23 protein-coding genes, 1 pseudogene and 1 riboswitch are annotated in these 25,146 nt (G+C 56.3%); of the genes and pseudogenes, 2 read left to right on the forward strand and 22 right to left on the reverse strand.

The genetic code is table 11. The annotated features are described in order from the left end of the window. Position 1: 1 nt before the first annotated feature. From C8P63_RS01885 to C8P63_RS01900, 4 genes are all read right to left on the reverse strand, one after another. A complete protein-coding gene (locus C8P63_RS01885; protein WP_108021646.1) occupies positions 2–637 on the reverse strand; it encodes an urease accessory protein UreH in 636 nt (211 codons plus the stop codon). A 25-nt stretch (positions 638–662) separates the two neighbouring features. Continuing rightward, entirely contained in the window at positions 663–2,096 is a 1,434-nt protein-coding gene (locus tag C8P63_RS01890; RefSeq protein WP_245920624.1) for a cobyrinic acid a,c-diamide synthase CobB, read from the reverse strand. 2 nt (positions 2,097–2,098) lie between these two features. After that, entirely contained in the window at positions 2,099–3,604 is a 1,506-nt protein-coding gene (gene cobA / locus C8P63_RS01895; RefSeq protein WP_108021648.1) for a uroporphyrinogen-III C-methyltransferase, read from the reverse strand. 153 nt (positions 3,605–3,757) lie between these two features. Then, positions 3,758–3,940, reverse strand: a riboswitch (cobalamin riboswitch). 90 nt (positions 3,941–4,030) lie between these two features. Continuing rightward, the gene (locus C8P63_RS01900) at positions 4,031–4,846 is read right to left on the reverse strand and encodes an undecaprenyl-diphosphate phosphatase (protein ID WP_245920625.1); all 816 of its coding nucleotides are present in this window, start codon (positions 4,844–4,846) and stop codon (positions 4,031–4,033) included. Between the two features lie 221 nt (positions 4,847–5,067). Here C8P63_RS01900 and C8P63_RS01905 point away from each other — a divergent pair, with 221 nt between their 5' ends. Further along, entirely contained in the window at positions 5,068–6,768 is a 1,701-nt protein-coding gene (locus C8P63_RS01905; protein ID WP_108021649.1) for a M4 family metallopeptidase, read from the forward strand. Positions 6,769–6,808: 40 nt separating this feature from the next. Here C8P63_RS01905 and C8P63_RS01910 read toward each other — a convergent pair whose 3' ends face one another. The 12 genes from C8P63_RS01910 to C8P63_RS18885 all read right to left on the reverse strand — a co-directional run bounded on the left by C8P63_RS01910 (position 6,809) and on the right by C8P63_RS18885 (position 18,505). After that, positions 6,809–7,768 carry a PDR/VanB family oxidoreductase gene (locus tag C8P63_RS01910; RefSeq protein ID WP_108021650.1) on the reverse strand — a complete coding sequence of 320 codons (960 nt, stop codon included), beginning with the start codon at positions 7,766–7,768 and terminating at the stop codon, positions 6,809–6,811. A gap of 21 nt (positions 7,769–7,789) precedes the next feature. Next, positions 7,790–8,260, reverse strand: coding sequence for a dimethylamine monooxygenase subunit DmmA family protein (locus tag C8P63_RS01915; protein WP_108021651.1), 471 nt, complete (start codon positions 8,258–8,260; stop codon positions 7,790–7,792). Further along, positions 8,257–9,213, reverse strand: coding sequence for a heme-dependent oxidative N-demethylase family protein (locus C8P63_RS01920; RefSeq protein WP_108021652.1), 957 nt, complete (start codon positions 9,211–9,213; stop codon positions 8,257–8,259). Before C8P63_RS01920 ends, C8P63_RS01915 begins: the two co-directional genes overlap by 4 nt. Before the next feature lie 215 nt (positions 9,214–9,428). After that, a complete protein-coding gene (locus C8P63_RS01925; protein WP_108021653.1) occupies positions 9,429–11,096 on the reverse strand; it encodes a VWA domain-containing protein in 1,668 nt (555 codons plus the stop codon). 30 nt (positions 11,097–11,126) lie between these two features. Further along, positions 11,127–11,891, reverse strand: coding sequence for a VIT domain-containing protein (locus tag C8P63_RS01930; RefSeq protein ID WP_108021654.1), 765 nt, complete (start codon positions 11,889–11,891; stop codon positions 11,127–11,129). Between the two features lie 145 nt (positions 11,892–12,036). Continuing rightward, on the reverse strand, positions 12,037–12,978 hold the full coding sequence (locus C8P63_RS01935) for a DUF6612 family protein (protein ID WP_146172088.1): 942 nt from the start codon (positions 12,976–12,978) through the stop codon (positions 12,037–12,039). Between the two features lie 55 nt (positions 12,979–13,033). Beyond that, entirely contained in the window at positions 13,034–13,258 is a 225-nt protein-coding gene (locus tag C8P63_RS18710) for a hypothetical protein (RefSeq protein WP_146172089.1), read from the reverse strand. Between the two features lie 80 nt (positions 13,259–13,338). Beyond that, entirely contained in the window at positions 13,339–14,679 is a 1,341-nt protein-coding gene (locus C8P63_RS01940) for an aspartate aminotransferase family protein (protein WP_108021656.1), read from the reverse strand. 5 nt (positions 14,680–14,684) lie between these two features. After that, positions 14,685–16,157, reverse strand: a complete 1,473-nt coding sequence (locus C8P63_RS01945; RefSeq protein WP_108021657.1) for a CoA-acylating methylmalonate-semialdehyde dehydrogenase — start codon at positions 16,155–16,157, stop codon at positions 14,685–14,687. A gap of 124 nt (positions 16,158–16,281) precedes the next feature. Continuing rightward, positions 16,282–16,776 carry a hypothetical protein gene (locus C8P63_RS01950; RefSeq protein ID WP_146172090.1) on the reverse strand — a complete coding sequence of 165 codons (495 nt, stop codon included), beginning with the start codon at positions 16,774–16,776 and terminating at the stop codon, positions 16,282–16,284. Between the two features lie 12 nt (positions 16,777–16,788). Further along, entirely contained in the window at positions 16,789–18,357 is a 1,569-nt protein-coding gene (locus tag C8P63_RS01955; RefSeq protein WP_108021659.1) for a sodium/proline symporter, read from the reverse strand. Between the two features lies 1 nt (position 18,358). Further along, positions 18,359–18,505, reverse strand: coding sequence for a hypothetical protein (locus C8P63_RS18885; protein ID WP_170109440.1), 147 nt, complete (start codon positions 18,503–18,505; stop codon positions 18,359–18,361). Between the two features lie 238 nt (positions 18,506–18,743). On the opposite strand from C8P63_RS18885, the gene C8P63_RS01960 reads away from it, so the two are divergent. Continuing rightward, on the forward strand, positions 18,744–19,508 hold the full coding sequence (locus C8P63_RS01960; protein ID WP_108021660.1) for a MerR family transcriptional regulator: 765 nt from the start codon (positions 18,744–18,746) through the stop codon (positions 19,506–19,508). 68 nt (positions 19,509–19,576) lie between these two features. Here the strand turns inward: C8P63_RS01960 and C8P63_RS01965 are convergent, their stop codons facing one another. The 6 genes and pseudogenes from C8P63_RS01965 to hpaB form a co-directional block, all read right to left on the reverse strand. Then, a complete protein-coding gene (locus C8P63_RS01965; RefSeq protein WP_108021661.1) occupies positions 19,577–20,596 on the reverse strand; it encodes an LLM class flavin-dependent oxidoreductase in 1,020 nt (339 codons plus the stop codon). 86 nt (positions 20,597–20,682) lie between these two features. Next, a complete protein-coding gene (locus tag C8P63_RS01970; RefSeq protein WP_108021662.1) occupies positions 20,683–22,320 on the reverse strand; it encodes a sodium:solute symporter family protein in 1,638 nt (545 codons plus the stop codon). Then, positions 22,317–22,433: a symporter small accessory protein gene (locus tag C8P63_RS19870; protein ID WP_342748040.1), complete on the reverse strand. Its 117-nt coding sequence runs from the start codon at positions 22,431–22,433 to the stop codon at positions 22,317–22,319. Before C8P63_RS19870 ends, C8P63_RS01970 begins: the two co-directional genes overlap by 4 nt. A gap of 35 nt (positions 22,434–22,468) precedes the next feature. After that, entirely contained in the window at positions 22,469–22,672 is a 204-nt protein-coding gene (locus C8P63_RS01975; RefSeq protein WP_108021663.1) for a PNPOx family protein, read from the reverse strand. After that, positions 22,665–23,644 (reverse strand): annotated as a pseudogene (gene hpaD, locus C8P63_RS01980) (3,4-dihydroxyphenylacetate 2,3-dioxygenase). Before hpaD ends, C8P63_RS01975 begins: the two are co-directional and overlap by 8 nt. Before the next feature lie 16 nt (positions 23,645–23,660). Continuing rightward, positions 23,661–25,133 carry a 4-hydroxyphenylacetate 3-monooxygenase, oxygenase component gene (hpaB, locus tag C8P63_RS01985; protein ID WP_108021664.1) on the reverse strand — a complete coding sequence of 491 codons (1,473 nt, stop codon included), beginning with the start codon at positions 25,131–25,133 and terminating at the stop codon, positions 23,661–23,663. Positions 25,134–25,146 lie beyond the last annotated feature (13 nt).

The following is a 25,146-nucleotide window of genomic DNA, read 5'->3' on the forward strand; positions in this document are numbered from 1 at the left end:
CCTAAGAGAGAAGGATGTCCTGGATGTAAAAGATGCCGAACAGCAGGGAGGCCACCCCGGCTCCGATTCCCAAGGTTCGTCGGAGTCGGTCGAACCGGCCCGCAAAGGTGAAGGGCAAGCCGATGACCAGTGCAAAAAAGGCCATCCCCCCGACCGTGCCGCAACCGAACACCAAGATATACAAAACCGCCTCGGTCCAATCCTTCAGCGTGCTCATGGTGAGTAAAACCAGGGCCCCGCTCCCCGCCATTCCGTGAACCATCCCCACAAAAAAGGATTGGAGGTTCAATTGCTGAGCCGGTTTTTCAAAAGATCCCCCCCGCTTGTCTTCCGTCTGTTTCCGGAACGTACGAATCGAGGTCCAGCCCAGGACGATCAACATCACCCCCACGGTGCACTCCATGATCAACTCGAGCCGGGGCGGCACCGCCGTCTTCATCATCACCAGCGGCATTCCGATCATCAGCAGCATCAGGGTGTGTCCCGAACCCCAAAAGATACCGGAAACCGCCGATTTCAACGCATTTCCCGTTCGGGTGGCAATGGTGGACACGGCGATGAAATGATCCGGATCAAAGGAGTGCCGAAAGCCCAGCAACAACCCGACCCCCAGTACCGACAGCACTTCAAATGACATCCTGTCCCCTCCTCTTGTATTCCTGTCAGCTTTTCATCCGAACCGCAAGCTTTCCCGCTCCGCCGGACGTTCTCCTCATCCGGTATGCCAGACTGGCGGCCACCCACCGGCGGGCCATCTCCGGACGGGAAAGAAAATGAAGATGGGTGTATGCCGCCAAGAGAGCTCCCTCCGCATAGCCTTCATACCCGTGCCCGCAGGATCCTTCGGTCCGCCAGGCGGGGCTCCAATCCGGCTTTCCGGAAACCCGGGAGTAGTGAAACTCATGCCCCCGGGCCGTCTCCCCTTTCGCCAATAACAAAGTCTCTTTCTCCGCCCGCACTTCCCGGTAACCCAAGGCCGCGGCCCGGGGTGTCATTTCAATGTCCGCCGGAATCACCCCCGCCATGGCGTACCGACGGTGTTGGCGGTCGGTCAATGACCGGCACAGGAACATCCATCCCCCGCATTCGGCATAGGTGGGCAATCCCGCCTCAATCCGGGAACGGATCGCGCGCTTCAGCTCCGTGTTCCCGGCAAGCACCCCGGCCAACTCTTCGGGATACCCACCCCCGAGATAAAGTCCGTCGGTCTCCTCCGGCAGATCCTTCGATTCCAAAGGGCTGAAAAAGCGCAGTTCGGCTCCAAACAGGCGGAGCAGTTCCAGATTTTCCGCGTAATAAAAGTGAAACGCAGCATCCCGGGCGACGGCGATGACCGGTTTCGGTTCCTCTTTCGGAAGCCGGCGGGGAAACCGGGGAACGGCGGGAGGTTTCACCGGCGCATTCCGCTCGGCCAACGAGAGTAAAGCGTCCAGATCGATGTTCGATGTCACCCGATCCGAGAGATGGTTCAGCCATTCCGGCCAGCCGTCTTGCTCCAGGACCGGCACCAGGCCCAGGTGCCGCTCGGGCAGGGCCAACGATGCCTCCCGGCCAAGGGACCCCAACACGGGGATCCCGCATTCCTTTTCAATCGACGCAGTCAGGATCCGCACATGTCGGTCGCTCCCCACCCGGTTCAGAATGACGCCCCCGATCTCCACCGCGGGTTCAAACACTTGAAACCCCCGGACGACGGCAGCGGCACTCCGGGCCGCCCCGTGGGCATCGATCACCAGCACCACAGGGGCATTCAATTCCGCCGCAATTTCCGCCGTGCTCCCTTCATTTCCGTCGGGGTGCTTGCCGTCGAACAATCCCATGACCCCTTCCACGATGCACAAATCGGCTCCCCGGGCCCCTCGGATGAACACCTCGCGCATTCCGTCTTTCCCCAGCATCCAGGTGTCCAGATTACGGGAAGAACGCCCCGTCACCTTCCCGTGAAACCCGGGGTCGATGTAATCCGGTCCCGCTTTGAACGCCTGAACCCGGATCCCGCGTTTCTTCATGGCCGCCAACAACCCCGATGTCACCGTGGTTTTCCCCGCTCCGCTCCCGGTGCCGGCAATCACGAGCCGGGGCGGGTTGGACTCCATCTTCATCCTTCTCCCATCGCCTCTGCCGTACGGGAACGGGTAATCGCTCGGGCGATGGACTGAACCAGTTCCTCCGGAGTGGATTCCGAGAGACCCACCTCCACCTCCAACCCCTGTTTCCGGGCGGCTTCCGCCGCGAGGGATCCCATACAGGCCACCCGGACCCGGCCAAACAGGGATCTCCGGTCCATTCCAAGCTTTGTCAAGCCTTCCATCATCGCCTCCACCATGTGGGAGTTTGAAAAAACCACCCAATCCAACCTTTCTTCCAGCCGTTCGGCCCCCGTTTTCGCCACCGGCCGGTGTTCCCCCAGCCGGATGGTTCGCAGGTTGGGAAACCGACGGTTGAACCGGAATGTCCAACGTTTCTCCAGTGGGTGCGTATGAAGGAGAAGAGCGGTCCCCTCTGCCGGACGGGAAACAGGCCCGTCCACTTCTGTTTCGGCCCGGATCCCGAACCGCTTCAACCCCTCCTCCGCTTCACGGTCCGGGGTAAAGATCCGAAACCGCTCCAGCGACCGGATATCCTTCGTTTCCAGAAACCGCTCCAAGAACAGTTTCACCGCCGGTTCATCCGCGTACAGCAGAGCTTCGGATTCCGGCAAACAACGGAGTGCCTCTTCCATTCCCGGGAGGGAGACCGTCTCCGACACAGGGAAGTCGACGGCTTCTCCTCCCAGTTCTTCCACCCGGTTCGCAAGCCGTCCCCGCTCGTTCCGGCTCCGGGGGATGAGAATGCGCTGACCGAACAAAGGCTTATCCTCAAACCAGGCCAACTCCCCTCGTTTCAGGACCACCTGCCCGACCACGATCACCGCAGGTGCCCGAAAACCCGTTTCCCGAACCTTTTGTACGATATTGGCCAGGGTTCCGGTGAGGGTCTGCTGGTCGGCGCGAGTCCCCCAACGGACCAGGGCGACCGGGGTGTCCGGCGACCGTCCGTGCTTCAACAACGCATCACGGATGGTGGGAAGATGTTTCACCCCCATCAGGATCACGAGGGTTTCCGCTCCCTTGGCCAAATGCTCCCAACATACCGAATTTTGCTTTTTATCCGGATGCTCATGCCCCGTCACGACCGTGTACGATGAGCCCGCATCCCGGTGGGTGACGGGAATCCCCGCGTAGGCGGGAACCGCCGTTGACGATGAGATCCCCGGAATCACTTCAAATGGAATCCCCTCTTTTTTCAAGAATGCCGCTTCCTCCCCGCCCCGTCCGAAAACAAAAGGATCCCCCCCTTTCAACCGGACAACGGTGGCCCCGGTTTTTGAGTGTTCCAAGAGCATTTGATGGATCTGCTCCTGTGTCATTCCCGGCCGGTCGGGCCTTTTCCCCACATCGATCTTCCGGCAGTGCGGGGACGCCTCTGTCAGAAGCCGGGGATTGACAAGCCGGTCATAGAGAACGACATCCGCCTCTCTGAGCATTTTTTGTCCCCTGACGGTGAGCAGTCCCGGATCTCCCGGACCCGCCCCCACGATCAAGACCCTCCCTCTTCTTTTCATGGTTTCACCTCCCGGGAAAGTCCCCTGAGTTCCTTCCACAAAACGGAAAACGCATCCTAAAAGGATGCGTTTATGTACACGACAGGACGATCGTCCCCTGCAAAAAAAGAACACGGGACGTCCCTGACTCACCTCCCCATCCTCGTAGGTACCAACGGCGGTCAAGAACAGGCAGGTCTCCTGGCTGATGGTCATCGCTCCCTGCGTCTTCCCGTTCCGAAGAACAGTGACATCGTGCAGGTCGCTCCCAATCACAGTGGCGGGACCGCATCGGATTCTCACCGATTTCCCTTTTAAGCCGGCGCAATGTCCGGCACCTGTTCTTTTCCCTATTCACTTGTCTGATTCCACTATATCCAATCTGAAACGATCTGTCCAACACCGGAAAAACAAATTTTTTCGTGTTCATGCACCAGAGCGGCTTCTTTACGAAAAAATCAACACCAACGGTCCGACGATGAAGCAATAGACGGCAAAAATGATGAGGTTGCCCTGACGCATGACGTTCATGAACCATTTCAGGGAAAAGTAGGACGCAACCAGCGACGCGAAGAAAGCCACCATATAGGGGAGGAACATTCCGGGACTTTTCATCACTTGCAGGATGCCTTCGCTCTCCAGCAACATCCCTCCCAGGCTGACGGGGATGAACAGCAGAAAAGAAAAGCGCAGCGCAGTCTCCTGTTTCAGCCCGATCAGCATCCCGGCCACGATGGTGGCGCCGGAACGGCTGATCCCGGGAATCAGGGCGATCGCCTGGGCGAACCCGATGATGAGCGCTTCCTTGACGGTGAGGTCCCCGTCGTTCTTCCGTCCTTTCAGGTTCCGGATGATAAAAAGCGCCACCGCGGTCACCAGGAGGGTCCCCCCGATCGTTTTCACTCCCGTCAGATGTTCCTCGATCACGTCGTTGAACAGTACCCCGAGCACGGCGGCGGGAACGGTTCCGAGAATGATGAAGAGAACAAACTGAAAGTCATCCTTGTTCTCCGAACGTTGCTCCTTGAGATAGAGAAGAGAGTTTCGGGCCAGCCGGCTCAGGTCCTCCCGGTAAATCAGCAACACGGCCAGGAGCGAGGCGAAGTTGACCAACACCGCAAAACCCAGCTGTTTCTGTCCTTCAATCCCCACCCCGAAGTAATGGTACAGGAGCAGGAGATGACCGCTGGATGAAACCGGGATCGGTTCCGTGATCCCTTGAATGAGTCCCAGGAAAAAAAACTTGATGGTTTCCAGTAACATGTGCTCCTCCTTCAACATCCCCATTGGATTGATCAACATGAATAAGATACATCAATGGGAGAACATGAACAATACGACTTTCCTTTTAATTTGACATGGTCCCGGCGGGGATTCCCCAGCCACCGGGCGTCTCTGTTCGGTATTTAAAAATAAAAAAAGGATTATAAGTTAGTCAGACGAATATTTTATTATTCCGAAATGAAAAGGGTGATTTTTACAAAATGAGAAGAAAAACGGTCATTGCCTTGCTGGCGGCCTCCCTCCTGCTCGGAACCACGCCCTCCTGGACGGGCGCCGCTTCCGCCCCCCGGGACAAATCCAAGCAACAATTTCAAACCCGAAGCGAGGGGACACTGAAAGTCCGGTACGATCGAAGGGAAGTCCCCGTTTTCGTGTCCGGCAAACTGGAGCAAGAAGAAAGTTCCCGTGCCGCGGACGCTCTCCGCTTTCTTGACCGACACAGGGATTTCTTCAAAATGAACCGGCCGGAACGGGATCTGAAAGTGATCCAAACGGAAAAAGATGACCGGGGCTTCACCCATATCCGGTTCCAGCAAATGAAGAACGGCATTCCCGTCGACGGTGCGGTCATCGCAGTCCATTTCGACAAAGAGAACACCGTACGCACGGTAAACGGTCATTTCCGAGCTGCCGTGGATGATGCGGCCCTTGACACCAACACCCAGGTATCCGAAGAAACAGCGGTGCAAAAAGCAAAACGGGCCGTTTCCGCACCCGAAAACCTCAATTATGAACCCCAGACCGAACTTGTCGTCTATCCCTTCAACGAGACTCATCATCTGACCTATAAAGTCAACCTCAACTTCTTCGGGAAAGAACCGGGCAACTGGTTTGTCTACGTGGACGCGAAAACCGGGCACGTGGTGGATCAATACAACGCCATCATGGACGCCGGGGAACTGAAGCCGGCCACGGCTTCCGGTATCGGGGTCAAAGGGGATCACCGGGTCCTGCATGTCTCCCACCAAAAACCCGTGGATGAAAACAGACGGACTTTTTTCATGAGAGATATTTCCCACCCGTCGTTGGATGGGATTCTCACGTACGATTTCCAGAACCAGTGGCGCTCCCCGACCAACCAGCTTCCGGGGCAACTGTTCACCGACGGTGACACCTCCTGGAAGGATCCTTATCAGGCTGCGGCGGTGGACGCCCATTACAACTCGGAAATCGTGTACGACTACTTCCTTGAAAAACACGGACGGAATTCCATCGATGGAAAAGGGATGCCCATCGTCTCCACGGTTCATTATGGAGAAGACTATAACAATGCCTTCTGGAACGGACAACAGATGACCTACGGGGACGGAGACGGCAAATTCTTCATTCCTCTGTCCGCCGGCCTGGATGTCGCCGCCCACGAGATGACCCACGGAGTGACGACCCACTCCGCCAACCTTCGTTACCGTTTTCAATCCGGTGCTTTGAACGAAGCTTTTTCCGATATCTTCGGAGCACTGATTGATGATGAGGATTGGGAGATCGGCGAAGACATCATGGCACCCGACGCGATCGCTTCAGGAAGGACCTCCCTCCGCAGCCTGGAAGAACCGGGGAAATACAAGGTGAATCAAGCCTACTGGCCCTACGGGGACGGTTCCGGAAACTACCCCGCCCACATGGACGAATACTATGACCTGCCGCTTGAACTGGACAACGGCGGAGTGCACATCAACTCCTCCATTATCAACCACGCCGCCTATCTCATCGGTGAAGAGATCGGAAAGGAGAAACTGGGTGACATCTGCTACCGGGCATTAACCGCCTATCTCACACCCGATTCCGACTTCTCCGATGCGCGGGACGCCCTCATTCAAGCAGCCTCGGATCTCTACGGCGAATCAAGTGCGGAACAAAAAACGGTCGAGTCCGGGTTGGATGCGGTCGGCATCCGACAGTAACGAAGAAAGCTCCCTTCTTCTGAAGGGAGCTTTAGCTTTCTTAAAGGTCCAGGACCAGCTTTTCACACTGTGCCCGCGACACGCAGGTCAGCATGCGGTGGTGAGCCCGCTTCTCCTCTCCCGTCAGGAATTCATCCCGGTGGTCCACTTCCCCCTCCAGAACACTCACGGCACAGGTGCCGCACCGCCCCATCCGGCAGGAATGGGGAGCCTTCACTCCCGCCCGGAGCAAAACATCCAACAACGACCGGTCCTTGGGAACATGAAGCAGACGGCCGCTTTTCTTTAACTCCACCTCAAAAGGCTCCGGGTCACAGACGACCGGGGGCGAAAAGAGTTCCCAATGGATGCTTTTCTCCGGATATCCGAACCGGACCGCCGCCCCGGAAAACTGCCGCACCATCGATCCGGGTCCGCAGAAGTACAAATGGGTGCCGATCCGTTGGTCCAACAGAGGTTCCGGTGTCATCCGCTCTCCGTTGCCGGAGAAGTAAAAGCGGCACCGGTCCCCGTATCGGGAGCGGATCCGTGAATAAAAGGCACACCGGGACCGGGAGGGTGCGGCATAATGCAATTCAAAAGAGGCCCCTTTCGCCTCCAGGTCGGCCATCATGGAAAGAAAGGGGGTGATCCCGATCCCCGCCGCACAGAGGACATGATGCTTGGCGCGACGGCTCAGGGGGAAGCGGTTGACCGGCCAGCCGATTTCAAGCTCCGTCCCCTCCCGGACCCGATGATGCCAGTAATGAGAGCCGCCCCTGGAATTCTCCCGCAACCGGACCGCGATCTGATAGGAGTCCGTCCGGTGGGGATCCCCGCACAGGGAATAAGGGCGTTGGATGACGGATCCTTCTGTGCGCAGGATGGTCGTGACGTGGGCTCCTCCCCCGAATGCGGGCAGAGAACTCCCCTCCGCCGGAAGGAGGATGAACCGCTTGATCGATGGCGTTTCCCGGTGGATCTCTCCGACGACTACGCGAATGGTGGATGGATGTGACAAAGGCAACCCCCCGTTTCCGTCTCAGATGATGACAAATCCGTAGCAGGCGTCGTGGAGACGGGAATAGTGCGAGCTGACCTCCAGCTTTTCCCCGCATTCCCGGCACGGAATCTCCGCATCTTCCCCGGCCCGGTTGATGGTATGGCACCGGGCGCAGAAGACCCTCTTTTCCCGGGGGCCGACCCCTTTCACCTGCATTTCCTCTTCCGTAAAGCCGACCCGTTCCGCGAGCCGGAAAAGGGGTTTCACCCGTTCCCACTTCCCCGCGATGTACAGGCAGGTTCCCATCTTTTGCGCCGACAGCCAATCTTCCAGCCCCTTGTCCAGATGGGGGGAATCTTGAAAGAAACGAAGCTCGATCGGTACCTCCCCGTCATTCAGGGACTCCCAAACCGGCTGGATCTCCCCGTACCCTTCCGAGTCGGTCAGCAAAATGTACTTGCGGCGGCCCGGAACCACGGTCAACGACTCTGTCCAACCGCGACCCGTCATGCCTTCCTCCCCCCTCCGGCCCGCAACCCTTCCAAATAACGGACCATGGGTTCATGGAATTCAAGGATTCCCTTGTACTTCAGGATCTCATCGGAAAGGGTGGTCACCACCCGATGAAAGCGCTCCAGCCACTCCAGACGCCGGGCCAACTTTTCGAGGGGGAGCAGATGGGTGTGGATGGTGAAGAGAACGGCATGACTGCGGGGCAATCGGAACAATTTCTGAACTTCCACCCGGAGATGGACGAGGGACCCGGCATTCTCCGGGGTGACTTCTTTCTTCTGCCGTCCCCAGCGGTGGATCGTCTCCGGTGAGGTATCCAGATGTCGGCCCACCGTCAGGGACCAGTTTCGCCGCACCCAGGGCCGGCCGGCTTCCATCCGGAGGAGAAAACGCTCGATCTGGTCGGAAAGCCCTCCTTCGTTGAAACCCGGGATCGGTTCGTGGATCTCCCGAAAGGTCATCCCCAGCTTGAAGGCAAGAGACCAATTGGCCGGAAAGCAAAGCTGCCCGGCTTCCAGAATCAACTCTCCGTCTTTCTGGGCCATGAGGATCAGATCTTCCTGGACGTGGCGGCCGGCGAAATCCAGCGGCTCGCAAGGGAGCGTGGAAGCATCCCTGAAGGTGAATTCCCGCCGCTCCTCCATCACCCGGTTCACGAAAATCCGGCGATCCTCCTCCTGCTTCAGCCGAAACCGTTCCGGCGCATGCCCGGCCAGATGGTCCAACACCAGTTGAGCCGCCTCCCATTGGGCCTCCTCCGTGCCCGGGAGCGAACGGTAACACCGGGAGTGAACCTCCCGGAGCAATCGTCGCTTCAACTCCACCTCCTCCCGATACGTCGGTGTCACTTCAACGCTTAAGGGAGGATCCAGGGGAACGGAGTTATTGCTGTAACGGTGGGGAGCTTTCTCCCCGAAGGGAAAAGGAAACCGGTCCACCAACGGATCCATCCGACACCCGCTCCTTTCTTTGAACAACGGTCCATTTTCCGTCGATTCAGCCGATCACCTGCGCCTTTTTCCCAGCCAAAGGCCCCACATAAAACCAATCACCAGAATCAGGATGGCCACCATCAGGGTAAAGCTCCAGAAACGTTGTGAAAAAGTGAGCGGCAGCATTTACCCAAAGCCGCTCCGGGTTTTCGCACACGCCCAGGGCGAATGACTTACATCGCTTTCCGCAAAGCCAGTTCGGCGATGACGGAAACCACGTCGCTTTCTTCCTTCGCTAGCCGGATTCTTGATTCCAACTCCGCTTCATCTCTCAACCGGGAGAGGAGGGTCTCCATTCGATTCCGGGATTGGGCCAGTCGCGTTCGGATCATGGAAAGGTCCGGTTTGGATGAGGAACCCTGTTCCGTTTCCCGCAAGACCTCCTCCATCAGAGCCACCGCATCATCACCCGCTGTATCCGACAGGCGCTGTGCGAACCACCGGATCGCTTTTTGCAATTGCCTTTGATAAAGCCGGATCTCGGCGTTCGGGGACAAAAAGGCCAGGAGGGCAACCGCCGTGATACCCAGTTGACGGGATGCATCGGTTTCCCCTCTGTCGTGAAATGCACCGTCGGCCAGCTGGTTCCGGGCCAGGACCCGCAGCAGGGAAGGAAGGGAAAGATCATCCTTTCGGGCCGGCCCCCCCTCAACCGCCTCTTCTGACTTGAAATTTTTGCCATCGAAACCGGTTTCGCGGCTAAACTCCATGACCTCTGACATAAAATCCTGCAACTGCAATGACAAAGAAAAAAACCTACGACCGGTTCCGGCCCTTCGACCCATCATATCCCAGCCGCGCGGCGGAGCGACGGGAACGGTCTCTGTCACCGGAAGGCCGGTGGCTTTTTCCATGCGTTCCAACACCGAAACAAAGGAAGTCCGGCCGCACAGCACTTGGAACTGTTTGGACAATGCCACCATTTCCTTTTCCATTCGCTCATCCCGCCTGGGATTGCCCGTGGGAAGCTCCGCTTCCATCTCCTTGAGCTTGTTGCGGGCCCAAATTTTTTCAAGCAAGGGTTGAGTCGATTGCGGAGCGACTTCCACCGGGGCTGCCATGGTGAGAGGAACGCCCTCCACTTGGCCGGTCAAGTGAATATACTCCGGCAGGGAGCCGTCGAAACGGGCCATCACCGTCATCGGTTCCCTGTGAAACAAGCCGGGAAGCCTTTTCGGAACCACGTCCTTCAGAATCATCCCCGCCCCCTCCAACTTCAGCCCCTCCACCATTGGGGAGGCGATGCGTTGAAACTGAAGCAGAATTTTCTCCTCCAGGGGTTCACCCGGATAAATCATGACCGATTTCCCGTTCCCGTTTTCAGCCAGTTGGTGGATAAAAGCCTCGTTGACCGAGGTATCGATCCCGAAAGGGAACATTCGCCGCCGACCGATGGTTCGTTTCACAGATTGCGTGATCTCCCGTTCGTTTCCCACCTGACCGTCGGTGAACAACAACACCCGGCGATCTTTGGGTCCCGTTTTTCCCTGCAGAGCCAGCCGGATCGGCTGAAAGATTTCCGTTCCTCCCATGGGTTCGAGATTCCGGATCCACCGGGTGGCCCGGTCCAGGGTATCCTGGCGGAACGTCACGCTCCCCTGTTTGGAAAAATGGTGGCATTCGCTTTCAAACGCGATCATGTTGAACGTGTCACCTTCGGACAGGTTCCGGAGACACATCAGGAGAGCGTTCTTGGCCTCTTCCATCTTGGTTCCCATCATCGAAGAAGAAATATCGATGAGAAACATGTAATCCCGTGCCCGTTCCGTTTCCGGCATTTCCAGTTCCGGTATGAAGGTGAGATACAGCGTCCCCCCATCCCCTTTGCCGGGAGCGGCCATGGCCCGGGCGACCGGTCCCTCTTTGCATTCCTAAATCAGTACGATATCCCGGTCCAGGGACACCCGGGCCCTGGCAAAGGACACCCGGGCCTCCCGTTCGCTTTCCATGTTCACCCGAATTTCGTGGGAGGGCGATTGGATCGAGGTTAACGGCGCCATCCCCCGGATGCTCAGATCCAGTTGGACGGAGTAATCCACCTCCCCGACCGGCGGTGTGATCCGGTCCGCATCCGGAACCCGGTCCGTCGGATCCGCCCACCCCGTGCCCAAACGGTTTCCACGGGGGGTACCCGGAATATACCGGGGGGCCACCAGTGTCGGAAACGAGATCCGGATCCCTTCACCCTCGTACTCCCACTCTTGGAAGACAGAGTGGGTGAGTGTCACTTCTTCGCCGGGAAACACCTGTCCCACCGAGACCTGGAACACATTGGACCGGTGCTGTGCCAACATAAACGCGCTGTTCCCTTCCTGCACCGCATCCTCATAAACCCGGTGGGCTTCTTCTTTTTCCCGGATCTCACTCCGGAGTCTCCGCTCCCCCACCCACACTTCAAATGACGTCACTGAAGCCGAAGCCGGCAATGGAAAAGTGTAAAGGGCTTCCATCGTTTCCTCGCTGTCGTTTTGATACCGCTGGGTCAGTTGATATTGGGAAAACACTCCGCACACCGTCCCACCGATGGAAACATCCTTTAACGGAACCCTTTGCCCTTCCCGATCCACCAACCCGCACACTGTTTCCGTCCGCTCCATCAGCTTCCATTCCCCCTTGAGAAAATGGGGTATACCCATGATGTTTTTCTTCCCTTACAACATTCTTCATCATTCCAACATATCCTTTGTCCGCAATCGCTTTCACCACCCCCGACCACACGGTGATGAAAACCCCCTCTCCCCATCCCGGAAAAAAAGGGTGCCATTTTTCGGCACTCTTTGTTTATTGAATCCGGTTCACCTGAACCGCCGTGTTCTTGATGTGGTCCGGCACGACGATCGGGTCGGCTTTCCCGTTTATGTTAAACTTCAGATCGCGGGTTTTAACAGAGGTCAGGCCTTTCATTTTATATTCCATGACGACGTGAAAGTCCATCTTCTTGACATGAAACGTCTGATCGTCAATCCAAAGCCTTTGTTGCATTTCTTTCACGGTAAAAGTATCCTTGATGTGATTGAATTCATCTGTATCCCCTTTTTCCAATCCCACCGCTTCCTCACTCAGTTCACTTTTGTATATGTCTGTCAAGTATTTCCTCGATGTGTCTTGCTTTAGATGGGCCGACAGAATATACACCCCGTTTTTGTGGTTGACCCTCAACTCATCCTTTTTAAAAGCACCGTTGTATGTAACCATTTCATCAAAGAAATACTTTGGACTTGTGTAGCCCTGATCCGCCATTACTCGATACGCTGCTTCCTTGTTACCGGAAGAGAAGGGCATCTTCACCCAATTCGTCGGTTTCTTGGCAAAAAGTGCGTCTTCCGTTAAATATAATTCCGTTGTTTCCGTCTTCTCCCCTATTTTCCGGGTTCCCTTCATATGAATGGATCCTGGAATGGCTCCTGAGTCTATCACTTCTTCGATGTGCAATTGGTCTTCAAGGCTTACTTCCCGGCTGAACCCGTTCCCTTCCGCTCTCCAGGTATCTTTTGCAGTAAAATCAAAGCTCAGGCTGTCCTGCAATTTCCACTCTTTTCTCGCGATCAGCAGAACTTCGTTCATGTCCAACTCTTTCTTTTTTTCCTTCTTGCCTTCATTTTCTTTTTTCTGCTTCTCCTGTTCCTCCTTCTCTTTCATCACCTCCGCCACCATCGGACTGCATCCGGAAATCAGGGCCATCCATACAAGCAAGGCCATGCATAAGTGCAATGTTTTCCTCACATGATTTCTCCTCTCTCAGACACTTTTATGACATCTTGTCCTCTTTTCTCCACACTCAATTATTCGAATGCGGGATAGAATTTCGGTCCAAATCGACATTTTCAAATGAAAGCCAATGGATCCACATGATAAAGGATAGAGAACCAGCCACCATCAGTTGTTTTTCATGGATTAGGGGAAGCTGACAATTCCGAAGGGAAACAGAGGGTTCTTTTCCCCCTGAAAAAAGGCCAACCAACCGGCTGACCTTTTTGGGAGAGGGTGTATTGCCATGCTCCATCCTTCCCCCTCCCTGTCTTCCCTGTCGGGATCCGGACGATCAAAGACCCAACACCATCAGATCCCCCCGTTTCCTCAACCTCATTCCAGCGCTTCCATCGTCTGTTTCAGCGTATTCCCGATAAACTCCACGTCCTCGTCCGTCGCGGACAGAGGAGGTGACAGAGTGAGGACGTTGTTGAATCCGGCCACCGTGTCCCCGTTTTTGCCGATGAGAAGCCCCCGGGATTTACAACCGGCGAGGACCCGGGCCACCCGGTCCGGCGCCAGGGGTTTTTTTCCGGCTTTCTCCTCCACCAGCTCGATCCCCAGCATGAAACCGAAGCGTCTGAGATCGCCCACCCGGGGATGCTCCATGAGCGGCAGAAGGTCCTCCTCCAGCCGGGAGCCGCTTCTTTCCGCCTGCTCCGGCAGACGCTCTCTCTCCATGATCTCCAGGTTCTTCAACGCCAAGGCGCAGGCGGCGGGATTGCCGCCGAAGGTGTTGACATGCCGGAAATGCTGGTATTCCTTTTGTTCCTTGAACCGATCGTAGATTTCCTGGCGCACGGCAGTGGCGGAGAGGGGAAGATATCCGCTGGTCAGTCCCTTGGCCATCGTCACGATGTCGGGACGGAGGTTGAAATTGTGGTGGCCGAACTTTTGGCCGCTCCGACCGAAACCGCAAATCACCTCATCGACGATGAACAAGACCCCGTGTTCCCGGCAGATGCGCTGCACTTCTTCCATGTAGACGGGATGTGGTACGATCACACCCCCGCCGGAAATGGCCGGTTCCATGATCACCCCGGCGACGGTCTCTCTGCCTTCCCACAGGATCGTCTCTTCGATTGCAAGGGCACAATCCCGGTTGAACTCCTCAACGCTCCGCCCCTCCGGCCTCCGGTAACTGTCCGGCGGCCGCACATGGATGAACCCCGGTCCCAGGGGCTCATACCTGTATTTCCGCTGGGCCTGCCCCGTTGCGGCCAGCGACCCCATGGAATTGCCGTGGTAAGCCCGGTATCGGGAAATGAATTTGTACCGGTCGGATTCTCCGTTTTGCCGGTGGTACTGGCGGGCGATCTTGAAAGCCGCTTCATTGGCTTCCGAACCGCTGTTGGAGAAGAAGACGGCGTACTCCCCTCCCAGCCACTCGTTCAGCTTTTCAGCCAGCCGGATCGCCGGGAGATGGCTCTGGGTCAGAGGATAATAAGGCATCGTCTTCAACTGTTCATAAGCCGCCTCCGCCATCTCCTTGCGACCGTAACCCACATTGACGCACCAGAGCCCCGCCATCCCGTCCAGATACCGGTTTCCCTCGCTGTCCGTCACCCAGCACCCTTCCGCTTCGGTCACCACCATCTTCTCCCCGTAAGGAGTGAGATGGTGCCATACATACCGACGGTCCTTCGCTTTCACATCCCCGGTTTTGAGGGTCATTCCCGTCACCTCCCCGATTCATGGCGGGCGGTCACCATTTTTTTGCGGGTGTAAAACTCCACTCCGTCCTTTCCGTTGGCATGCAAGTCGCCGTAAAAGGAGTTCTTGTACCCCGAGAAGGGGAAAAAGGCCATGGGGGCGGGCACACCCAGGTTGATCCCCAGCATACCGGCATCGATTTCGTCCCGAAAGCGGCGGATCGCTTTGGCGCTGTCGGTGAACAGGCAGGCGCCGTTGGCAAATTCCGACCGGTTCGCCACATCGATCGCTTCATCCAGATCCTTCACCCGCACGATGGTGAGGACCGGAGCGAAGATCTCTTCCTTCCAAATCGTCATCCCCGTATCCACCCGGTCGAACAGGGTGGGACCGATGAAGAAACCGCCGCTCCCGGGACCGGCATCCTTCCTGCCGTCCCGGATCAGCCGCGCCCCTTCCTTTTCCCCTGTTTCGATGTAAGAGCAAGTCCGGTCCTTGTGGGCGGCACGGATCACCGGACCGAGAAGCACCCCCTCCTCCATCCCGTCCCCCATGCGGATGGCCTCCGCCGCCTCAACCAGTTTCTCCACCAGGACATCGGCCACCTCTCCCACGGCAACCACCACGGAGCAGGCCATGCACCGCTGTCCGGCGGATCCGAAGGCCGCGTTGATGATGTTGGGCACCGCCTTATCCAAATCGGCATCGGGCATGACGATGGTGTGGTTTTTCGCCCCCGCCAGGGCCTGCACCCGTTTGCCGTGAGCCGCGGCGGTCTTGTAGACATACTCGGCCACGGGTTGGGAGCCGACGAACGAGACGGCTTTCACCCCGTCGTGCTCCAAAAGGCCGTTCACCACATCCCGGGCACCGTGAACCACGTTGAGGACCCCGTCGGGAAGACCCGCTTCTCTGAACAGCTCCGCCAGCCGGTTGGCCAACAGGGGCGTCCGCTCCGAGGGCTTCAGCACGAAAGTATTGCCGCAGGCGATCGCCAGGGGAAACATCCAGCAGGGCACCATCATCGGGAAATTAAAGGGCGTGATCCCGCCGATGACCCCCAGGGGATACCGGTACATTCCGGATTCGATGTCCGTGGCGATGTCCGGCAGCTGTTCCCCCATCATCAGGGTGGGGACGCCGGCGGCAAACTCCACGCACTCCATCCCCCGCTGCACCTCGCCGAGAGCCTCCGCGTAACTTTTGCCGTTCTCCCGGGTCACCATCCGTGCCAGTTCCTCTTGGTGTTCCGTCAGAAGCTGTTGATACCGAAAAAGGATCCGCGCACGCTGGGGCACCGGTGTCCGCCTCCAGCCCGGAAACGCCTCGGCCGCCGCTTTCACGGCCCGGTCCAGGTCTTGACGACCGGAAAGGGGGACATGGGCCAACACCTCTCCCGTCGCGGGATTGGGCACCGTTTCGGTCTCTTCTGAGAGCGCCTCCTCCCAGCGCCCCCCAATCCAGTTTTTCAATTTGGCGGTCGTTGCCGTCGGTTCCATGGAATCGATCCTTTCCTTATTACTCAAAATTCTGATTCAGTCCTCAGTATAGAAGGGTTCATCCATTCTTTCACTAGACGCAATGTTAAGAACATAAGGGGGCGGTTTGGACATTTGGTTCATCTCAAAGAGAAAGCGGATGATAACGTCCCGACACGGCATCCACAATGACGGTGGCGGGATCTCCCCTTTCCCACTCACAGGTCATGATCCAAAACGGACGATGGCAGACTCTTTCCTCTTCTTGAATCAGCTTCAGTGTTCCCATCCATTTCAGCCCGACGGAGACGGATGAATAAATATAGGCCTCTGCCTGCTTTCGAGCCGTTTTCGGGCTCAACGTCTCCCCGATGATTTTTTCCGTCGGGACGGTCCGGGTTTGGATGACAGGCACCGTATCCACTACGGCTTCCTTCCCGGAAACCAGATCCACGGTGCATCCAACCCGACCCTTTTTCGGGAACAGACGGGTATTTCGCTCCAGCCGATATTGCAAATAAAGGTACGGATAATAGACGAAATCCCGAACTCGAACGGACCGGGCCCGGGTCTGCCGGGAGATCTTCTCCATCATCGACGGCTCGTCCCAATCGCTTGGAACAATGGATAGATCAGTCATGATCGCTTCACCTCATGCGGATCCGGATGAAGGTTGGAGGCCCCGAATATGCCGTTCGATGTTCCTCGCCTCAGGTGCCAGCTCCCGGGAGCTGTTACGGTCCAGCGCCCTGGAGACCTTACGCCCGCGTTTGGCTGCTTCCACCTCGTTTTGGATTTGTTGGGAAGGGGCACGTCCGAAGAAATTTCCGATCACCATCCCCAGGAGGGACAGGATCAGCCCGGCGATAAAGGGATGCACCGCGGTGACGCTTTCCAGGTCCATTTCCGTCCAAAGGATATGGGTAACCGCTCCCAACACCATGGAGCAAACGGCACCCACCCGGTTGGCTTTTTTGGAGTAGACCGAAGCGACATAAGGCACGATGAAGCTGTTTCCCAACACCCCGAAACCGAAAATGACCAGGTCGAAAACCGAAGGCGGTTCAAATGCGGCGACGGCCACTCCGATGATCCCGACCAACAGAATCAACAGGCGGGAAACGAGAACCATTCGCGCATGATCGGCCTCTTGATCGATGAACCGTTGATAAATATCCCGGGACAAAATGGTGCCCGCCTGCATCAACAGAGAATCCGAGGTCGACATTACCGCCGCCATCACGGCGGACAGAAGGATCGCGGCGAGGATCCCGGGGAAAAACGTATATGCCAGTTCCGGAATCACCATTTCCGGGTCCGACAGGTTCGGCAACAGCACGATCGCGCACAGGCCCAGAATGTACGGGGCGAACACAAACAACTGGTTCCAGCTGGCAGACCAGAGGATCGCCGTCCGGGCTGTTTTTGGGCTTTTCATGGACATATGCCGGACCACCACATGAGGAAGACCCATGTATCCGATGGAGTAAATGAGCACCGCACCCAAAACGACGCCCCATTGGCCCTGATAAGCCAAATCTTTCCCCCAGATACTGAGATAACTGGGGTCCACCTCCGAGAGTGAAGCGTTTAAGTGGGTCAATCCCCCCAAATGAGTCAGTGCGGCGGCGGTAATCCCCACCACCCCGATCACCATGATGATCGCCTGAACAAAGTCCGTCCACACCACCGCCAAGTAACCCCCGAACACCGTGTACAGCACAATGACACCAACCCCGATGAGCAACGCAGGCAGGTAGGACATCCCCGTCAGGGATGTTAACGCTTTCCCGGCCGCGATGAACTGGGCGAAAACATACACGGAGATAAAAATAATGGAGATCACCGAAGCGATCACCTGCACCAGGGAACTCTCGTACCTCTTTCCCAAATACTCCACCGGGGACAATGCTCCCAATCTTTCAGACAACCTCCGCATTCGTTTGCCAAGCACGGAAATGTTGATGATGGCCCCTCCCGCATCCCCGAAAGCGTACCAAAGGGCATACCAACCTTGTTGAAAGGCCAAAGCCGGACCGCCCATAAACATGTAGCCGCTCATGGACGTTCCCTGCATGGTCAGTGCCGTCACCGCCGGACCCACCGAACGCCCGCCCAGCAAAAAATCATCCACGGAACGGGCGGCCCGTTTTGAAAAGATATAACCGATTAACAGCAATCCGCCAAGGTAAACCGCAAACACCCACGTTTCCAGATTCATTTCAATCCCCCCTTCTCCCTGAAGAAACTCCATTCTCTTCCCTCTCATCTTCTCTTTTCAGTTTGAAATACATCAGCAAGGCCAGTCCGATCCAAAGAACCGGCCAAGGAGCGAACCAATAAAAGGTTTCCGCCGGCAAACCGAACATGAAAGCCCCTCCTTTTTAAAAGATTTCAATCTTCAGTATATTACCCCTCCATGGTTCATTCATTAGACGAAATGTTAAGAATTGGATAGGTTGGATTGGACATTTGATCGTTATGCCGAGTTTGCCCATCCAAAACAACCCAGTGGCAAAATAATGGCTCCCTTTTAGAGAAAAATGAAACCTGATCCTTGACCCTGACGTTACGTCAGGGGTTAGGATCCAATCGGGGGTGACCGATATGGGATATCAAGTGAAGGAAGTGGCCGATTTGGCGGGAGTGAGTATCCGGACTCTTCACCATTACGATCATATTGGGCTGCTGAAACCAAGTTCCTTCACGGAGGCCGGATACCGGATGTACAGCGACCGAGATCTAGAACGGTTGCAACAGATCCTCTTCTTCAAGGAACTGGATTTTCCGCTGCATCAAATCAAGGAAATCCTGGACGATCCAAAGTTCGATCGCAAACACGCCCTGCGGATGCACCGGGAGCTGCTTATGAAGAAAAAAGAACGATTGGAACGAATCATCGAAACGGTGGACCAAACCATCCAATCGATGGAAGGCGGGATACCCATGGATAAAAAAAAGATGTTCACGTCCTTCAGCATGAAAGAGATCGAGGAACACCAAAAGAAATACTCCGAAGAAGCCAAACGCCGTTACGGCAAAGAGCGAGTCGAGGACGTGGAGAAGAAAACCTCCCGGTACTCCGAGGAGAAGTGGGCCGCCATCATGGGGAGATGGAAGGATATTTATGAACGGATCGCCGCCCGCATGGACCGCGGCCCCGAAGATCCCGAAGTGCAACAGACCCTGGAGGAATACCGGCAGCTGATCACCGACAACTTTTACGAATGCACCCCGGAAATCTTCCGCGGCCTGGGGGATCTCTACGTCCAAGACGAACGCTTCACCCGGAACATCGACCGATACGGAGAAGGGATGGCCCGGTTCCTGCGGGACGCCATGCACGTCTACTGTGACCGGATCAACCGCTGATCAAAAAACTGCCCCCCTATCCCGGGTGCAGTTTTTGATCTTGTTTGTTCCCCTCCTGATCGCGGCTGTCATTTTAACATGGAATGTTCACGGGCAGTCGGTTTGAAGGCCGGCATCACTTCACGGGCCACCAACTGGATCGATTTCAACACTTTTTCATGAGGTAACCCACCAAAGTTCATCAGCATCATGATATGGTCACAACCGGCTTCCTTGTATTTTCGCAACCGTTGGATGACATCCTCCGGGCTGCCGATGAGTAATTGCTCCCGCGCTTCCAAGTCTTCGAATCGGGCCGACCGCCCATACAGTCGGGTATCCAAATATAGATTGAGATGTTCTTTGGCATCGCGCTCTGCTTCCTCCCGGGTCGGGGCCACATAGGTATGGAGGGCTAAAGGAATATGGATCTTCGTCTCATCATGCCCCGCTTCCCGATAGGCTTTTTTGTAACCCTCAATCACCTGTTTCAAACGGGAGATCGAATCACTGGCCACATAGGGCACTCCCATGATGTTATAACCCATTTTCCCGACAAACTCGGCCCCCCGGGAACGGAGGGTACCGATCCAGATGGGGACCTTTTTCTGTTTGGGCAATACTTTCAGTCCAACATCGGAAAACTCGTAATACGTCCCTTGATGCTGGAATCTCTTACCGCTCCAGGCTTTTTCTAGCACAGCCAGACCCTCGTTGAACCGGAATGCTTTCCCTTCAGGATCCAAATTGAATCCCGCAAATTCATGAGGTAAATAGCCGCTCCCCAAACCCAGGTTGAGACGTCCGTTACTCAGCACATCCAACAAGGCATAGTCTTCCGCCACTTGGACGGGATTGCGGAAGGGCAGGGTGACGATGGCCACGCCCAAACGGATGGTTTGGGTCCGTTCCGCCACCAAGGTCAGCAACATTTGCGGCGTGGTCAGAATGCCGTATTCACTGAAATGGTGTTCGGCAAACCATACTGAATCATACCCCAGCTGATCGGCCGCTTCAGATTGCTCCACCACTTCATGAAGAAGCTGCTCAGGGGTCCGACCCCATTTTTCTTTGTAATTGTCAAAAACAGTGAAAAGCCCAAATTGCATCGGAACAACCTCCTATTGATGCGAAAAAGTCTGATATATGCGTTTGTGGCTGCAGAACCGTATGGCCATGGCCGGTCGGGTCCAGGTCATCCCTTTTTCATTCCTTGCCCTTTTATGGGAGGCAGCGCCGAAACCGTTCCCACTCCGGCGAAACCTTGCCGGACTTGCTCCTGGATTTGGGATACGGACGTCCGGGTCAGCCAGCTAACGATCCCAAAGACCACTGCGGAGATCGGCAGGGCATAAAAGAGGGGATCCACATGGGTCCAGGGGTAGGGAAGGAGGGTTTCCTTCCCGAAGAGGGCTTTGGCCAGTCCGAAGGCGGCGGCTTCCTTCTGATGGAGGAACAGAAACCCGAAGATGCTGAGGCCAAACCCGGTGACGATGCTGGCCGCTGCCCCTGCCTGGGTGGCGTTCCGCCAGTACAGGGCTCCCACCAGCGCCGGCAGGAAGCCGGCGGCACAGATGCCGAACCAGAAGGCCGTCGCCTGAGCGATGACACTTCCCGGCAGAATGTAGGCCAAAATCACCGCAGCCACAATGCCGACCAACACCCCGATCCGGGATAGGTTCATTCTTCCTTCCCGGCTGACATTCAGGTTTCTCAGAATGTCTTCACTGAACGCCGTTCCCTGAACGTGGATCAGGGAACTGATGGTGGAGATCGCAGCGGAGAGCAGGGTCAGGGTGAACAGGTACAAGAACCATTCCGGCATGATCCGGTTGATGAAGATCGGCATGATCAGGTCGGAGTTCCCCTCGGCCACGGCGATGGCGATTTTCCCCTGCGTCTCATGGAAGTACAGGTTGCTGATGGGGCCCACCATGAAAGCGGTGCCTGTCATGAAGAACATGAACACACCGCCGATCAAAACGGAGCGGTACAGGGAACGGGTCCCCCGGACCGTCATGGAGCGCATCGCCAGCTGGGGCTGGGCCAGCACACCAATCCCGACCCCCATGACCAGGGTGCTGATCAGGGTCCACCAGAGCGGAGAACCCAAGGCAGGCATGGAGGTCCACCCCTGGTGCCCCTGTTCCACCAAGGGCGGTGGAATCTGGTCCTTCATCGCCGACAAGCCTTGATGTCCGTCCACCACTCCTCCAACTGCATAATAGGTGCTGAACAGGAGCAGGATCATCCCGAACAACATCACCAGTCCGGCAAAAGCATCGGTATACATGACCCCTTTCAATCCGCCGGTGATCACGTACAGGGCCACGATGACAGCCAGCAACAACAATCCGATATTGTAATCCACTTTCAAGGTTTCCTGCAGAAACCGTCCACCACCGATCAACACGATGCTGGTATAAGCCGGCATGAACAAAAAGATCATCAGTCCGGAAAAAACCGCGATGAACTTCGAGTGATACCGCTTGCCAAGCAAGGTGGGAAACGTGGTTGCATCCAGGTTCTGAGACATCTTTCGAAGACGGACTCCGAAGATGGCGAATGCGACGAAAATTCCAACCACAATGTTCAAAAACGCCAGCCATAACAGCCCAAAACCAAATACCGCCGCCGCTCCGCCGAAACCGATGATCGCCGAGGTGCTGATCATCGTGGCCCCATAGGACAACGCCATCACTGCGGGATGGACGTTCCGCCCTGCCACCAGATAATCTTCTGCCGTGCGGGTCTGACGATTTCCGAGGAAAGCGAGCCAGGACATCACCCCCAGGTATACAATGACCATTCCGATCAACAGAGACAGGTTCATTCGGAGTCACTCCCTTCGTTCCACCGAATCGCTCCGTATACGATACAGAACAGAGAAGCCAACACCGTCCCCAACCAGGCAATCGTAATCGTCCAATCCTCCATTCCCAACATCGGATCTCCTCCTTTTTTTGCCGTGGTACTCGAAGTTATCCCGTCTCCGAATCCGTCTGTGCCGCCAATCGGCGATATGGGCCTTGGCAGAACCACAAGGGGTTGCCCTCCTTCAGGAGAAGATCGGTCACTTCTCCGATGAACAAGGTGTGATCCCCCGCCTGATGGTTGTAAGGATGGCCGAACCGGCCGTCATGGTCAAAGCCGGACAAGCGCTTCCGCCCGTCTTCCTCACCCATTGGTGACGATCTTCGGCCTCCGATCCAACGTGGGTGGGAGGAGTTTCACTTCTTCCCCCGTCTCGAAATCCAAAAAGGGCGTCGCTTCCTCGAACCAGCTTTCCGGCGCCCTGTGTCCCCACAGGGTTTGCCGCTTGGGATCGTCGAGATCCCAACGGATGGGCTTGAAATCCGGATCGCAGGTCAGATAATCTCCTGTATACAGCTCGATGCGGTTGCCGTCTGGATCCCGCAAGTAGAGGAAAAAGGCGTTGGACAAACCGTGACGCCCCGGTCCCCGCTCCATGGAAGGCCCGTACCCCAGGGAGGCCAGAACATCACAGGTATGAAGCACTTTCATCGGGTCGCTCAACCAGAACCCGACATGATGGAGGCGGGGGCCGTGCCCGTTCATAAAGGCGACATCGTGCACCGTCGGTTTGCGGTGAAGCCAGGCGGCCCAAATCCGGTCATCCTCCGTCGCCGTATACTCCGAACAGGCAAACCCCAGTTGTTGAATGTAGAAATCGCAGGCCTTCTCCACATCGGGAACCATGCAGTTGAAATCCGCTGCATGTGGGCCCCCCGGTACAGATCGTAGCGCTGCAACATCCGTTCCACTGTCTCCATCTCCGCGAAAAACTCAAGCGGAATCCCGGAAGGGTCCTGAACCCGGAAAGCGCGCCCCACCGCATGCTGGCTCCCCTTTTCCAACCATTTCAGTTTCATTCCTTTGGACTCGAAGAAGGATGAGAGCGATTCCAAATCTTTCTCTGAAAAAACTTTATAACCGAGAGATTGAATGCCGGGCTTGGATGCCTTTTTCAAGACACAGCTGTGATGATTATGTTCTTCCAATCCCCGAAGATAAAGATGTTCACCGTCCGACTCCGTTTCGATAAAACCCAATGCATCGACATAGAACTCCCGTGCGGCATCCAAATCCGTTACCTGGACAACCGCTCTCGCCGCCCGCAGGATGTTGAAAGCCATCGTGTCCCCTCCCTGATTATGTCTTTGCGAAGTCCGGTTTGGGCGATTCGGTCCGTCCCAGAAATTCGCGGATCATCTCTTTGAACGGCTCTTTGTCATAGGCGTCGAAGTAAGCCATCCCCATTTTGACCGGGTCGCCGAAGAAGTAGTATTCGTAGTGGGTCTGACGGCTGCCGAAGGCGCTTAAGCAGATATCCCAGGCGAGGCGGAACAGCTGAACCCGCTCGTATCCCTCCAGGTTTTTCCCTTGCATCGCCCGATGGATCAGTTTCCCGATCTCCTCGTTTTCAAAATCAGCCTGGGTCGGAATGCCCATCAATCCGGATGCACCAAGGATTCGCAGGATTTCCACCAGACGCGGGTACACCCGCGGATACCAGTTGCGGGCCGCGTTCAGGGGGGCATAGTCCGGGGTCATGTTCCCCCACTTGTCGATCTGCGCGTTTTGTTCGGCGCGAAAGAGGTGGGATTTCATCGTCTCCAGGGTCAGCATGATCTCCGTGCCCTTGTCCTTCACGTGCTGGAACCGGTCGATTCCGATCGCTTCCATCAAGCTGAGGACGACACCGAGAATGAATTCGGTTTTGACGATGTTTTTGGCGACGACTTGGTGGGCCATGTGAACGACGGCGTTGGTCTGCCTGTACGTACCGTTACAGATTCCCGAATCTTCCAAAACGAAGACGCGGTCCCAGGGTATCAGCACGTGGTTGAAGATGACGATGGCGTCCCCTTCCTCAAACCGGGATCCCAGAGGATGATCCCATTCATTTTTGCCGTAGTCGAATGATTCACGGCTGAGGAATTTCAGACCGGGAGTGTTGTTGGGGATGGCGAAAGCGAGGGAATAGGGATCCTCTTTTTCCCCCGATGGTTTGACCGTGGACGGGAAGACGATCAGCTCGTCGGTGATCCCGCCCTGGGTAGCCAAGAGGCGCGCCCCGTCCACGATGATGCCGTCCTTTGTCTTCTCGACGAGATGGAGAGCCACATGATCCTTTTGCTCGTGCTGGGCTTTTGCCCGGTTGACCTGGGGATGGATCAAGGTGTGGGTCAGGGTGACATCGTTTTCGCGGCAGTGTTCGTAGTAATTTTCTGCATTTTCCGCATATTGGGGATCTCCCTGGGCAAACCACCGGTTCGCCGTCCCGCAGGCCATCACGTTGGCATTGAGATAATCGGGGGAGCGGCCCATCATCCCGCCCGAAAAACGGGCCCACTCGGAAATCATCTCCCGTCGGGCGATCAGGTCATCGATCGATTTCGGAGCGATGAAGGATAATCCCACCTTGTCTCCCGTTGTCGGAGACGTGTACAGCATCTTTTCCGGCTTTTCGTACTGGAGGTCGTACAGGCGGGCCATCGATCGGATCACGTTGCGGAATGCGGGGTGTTCGGTGACGTCCTCCACTTTTTCGCCGTGGATGTAGACGTGGTTCTTCGCCCTTTTCAAACCGTCGATATACTGCTGACCGGTTCTTGCGGGCATGTCGATCACTCCT

Origin of the sequence: Melghirimyces profundicolus, assembly GCF_003054245.1 — a bacterium.
Classification (GTDB): Bacteria; Bacillota; Bacilli; order Thermoactinomycetales; family DSM-45169; genus Melghirimyces; species Melghirimyces profundicolus.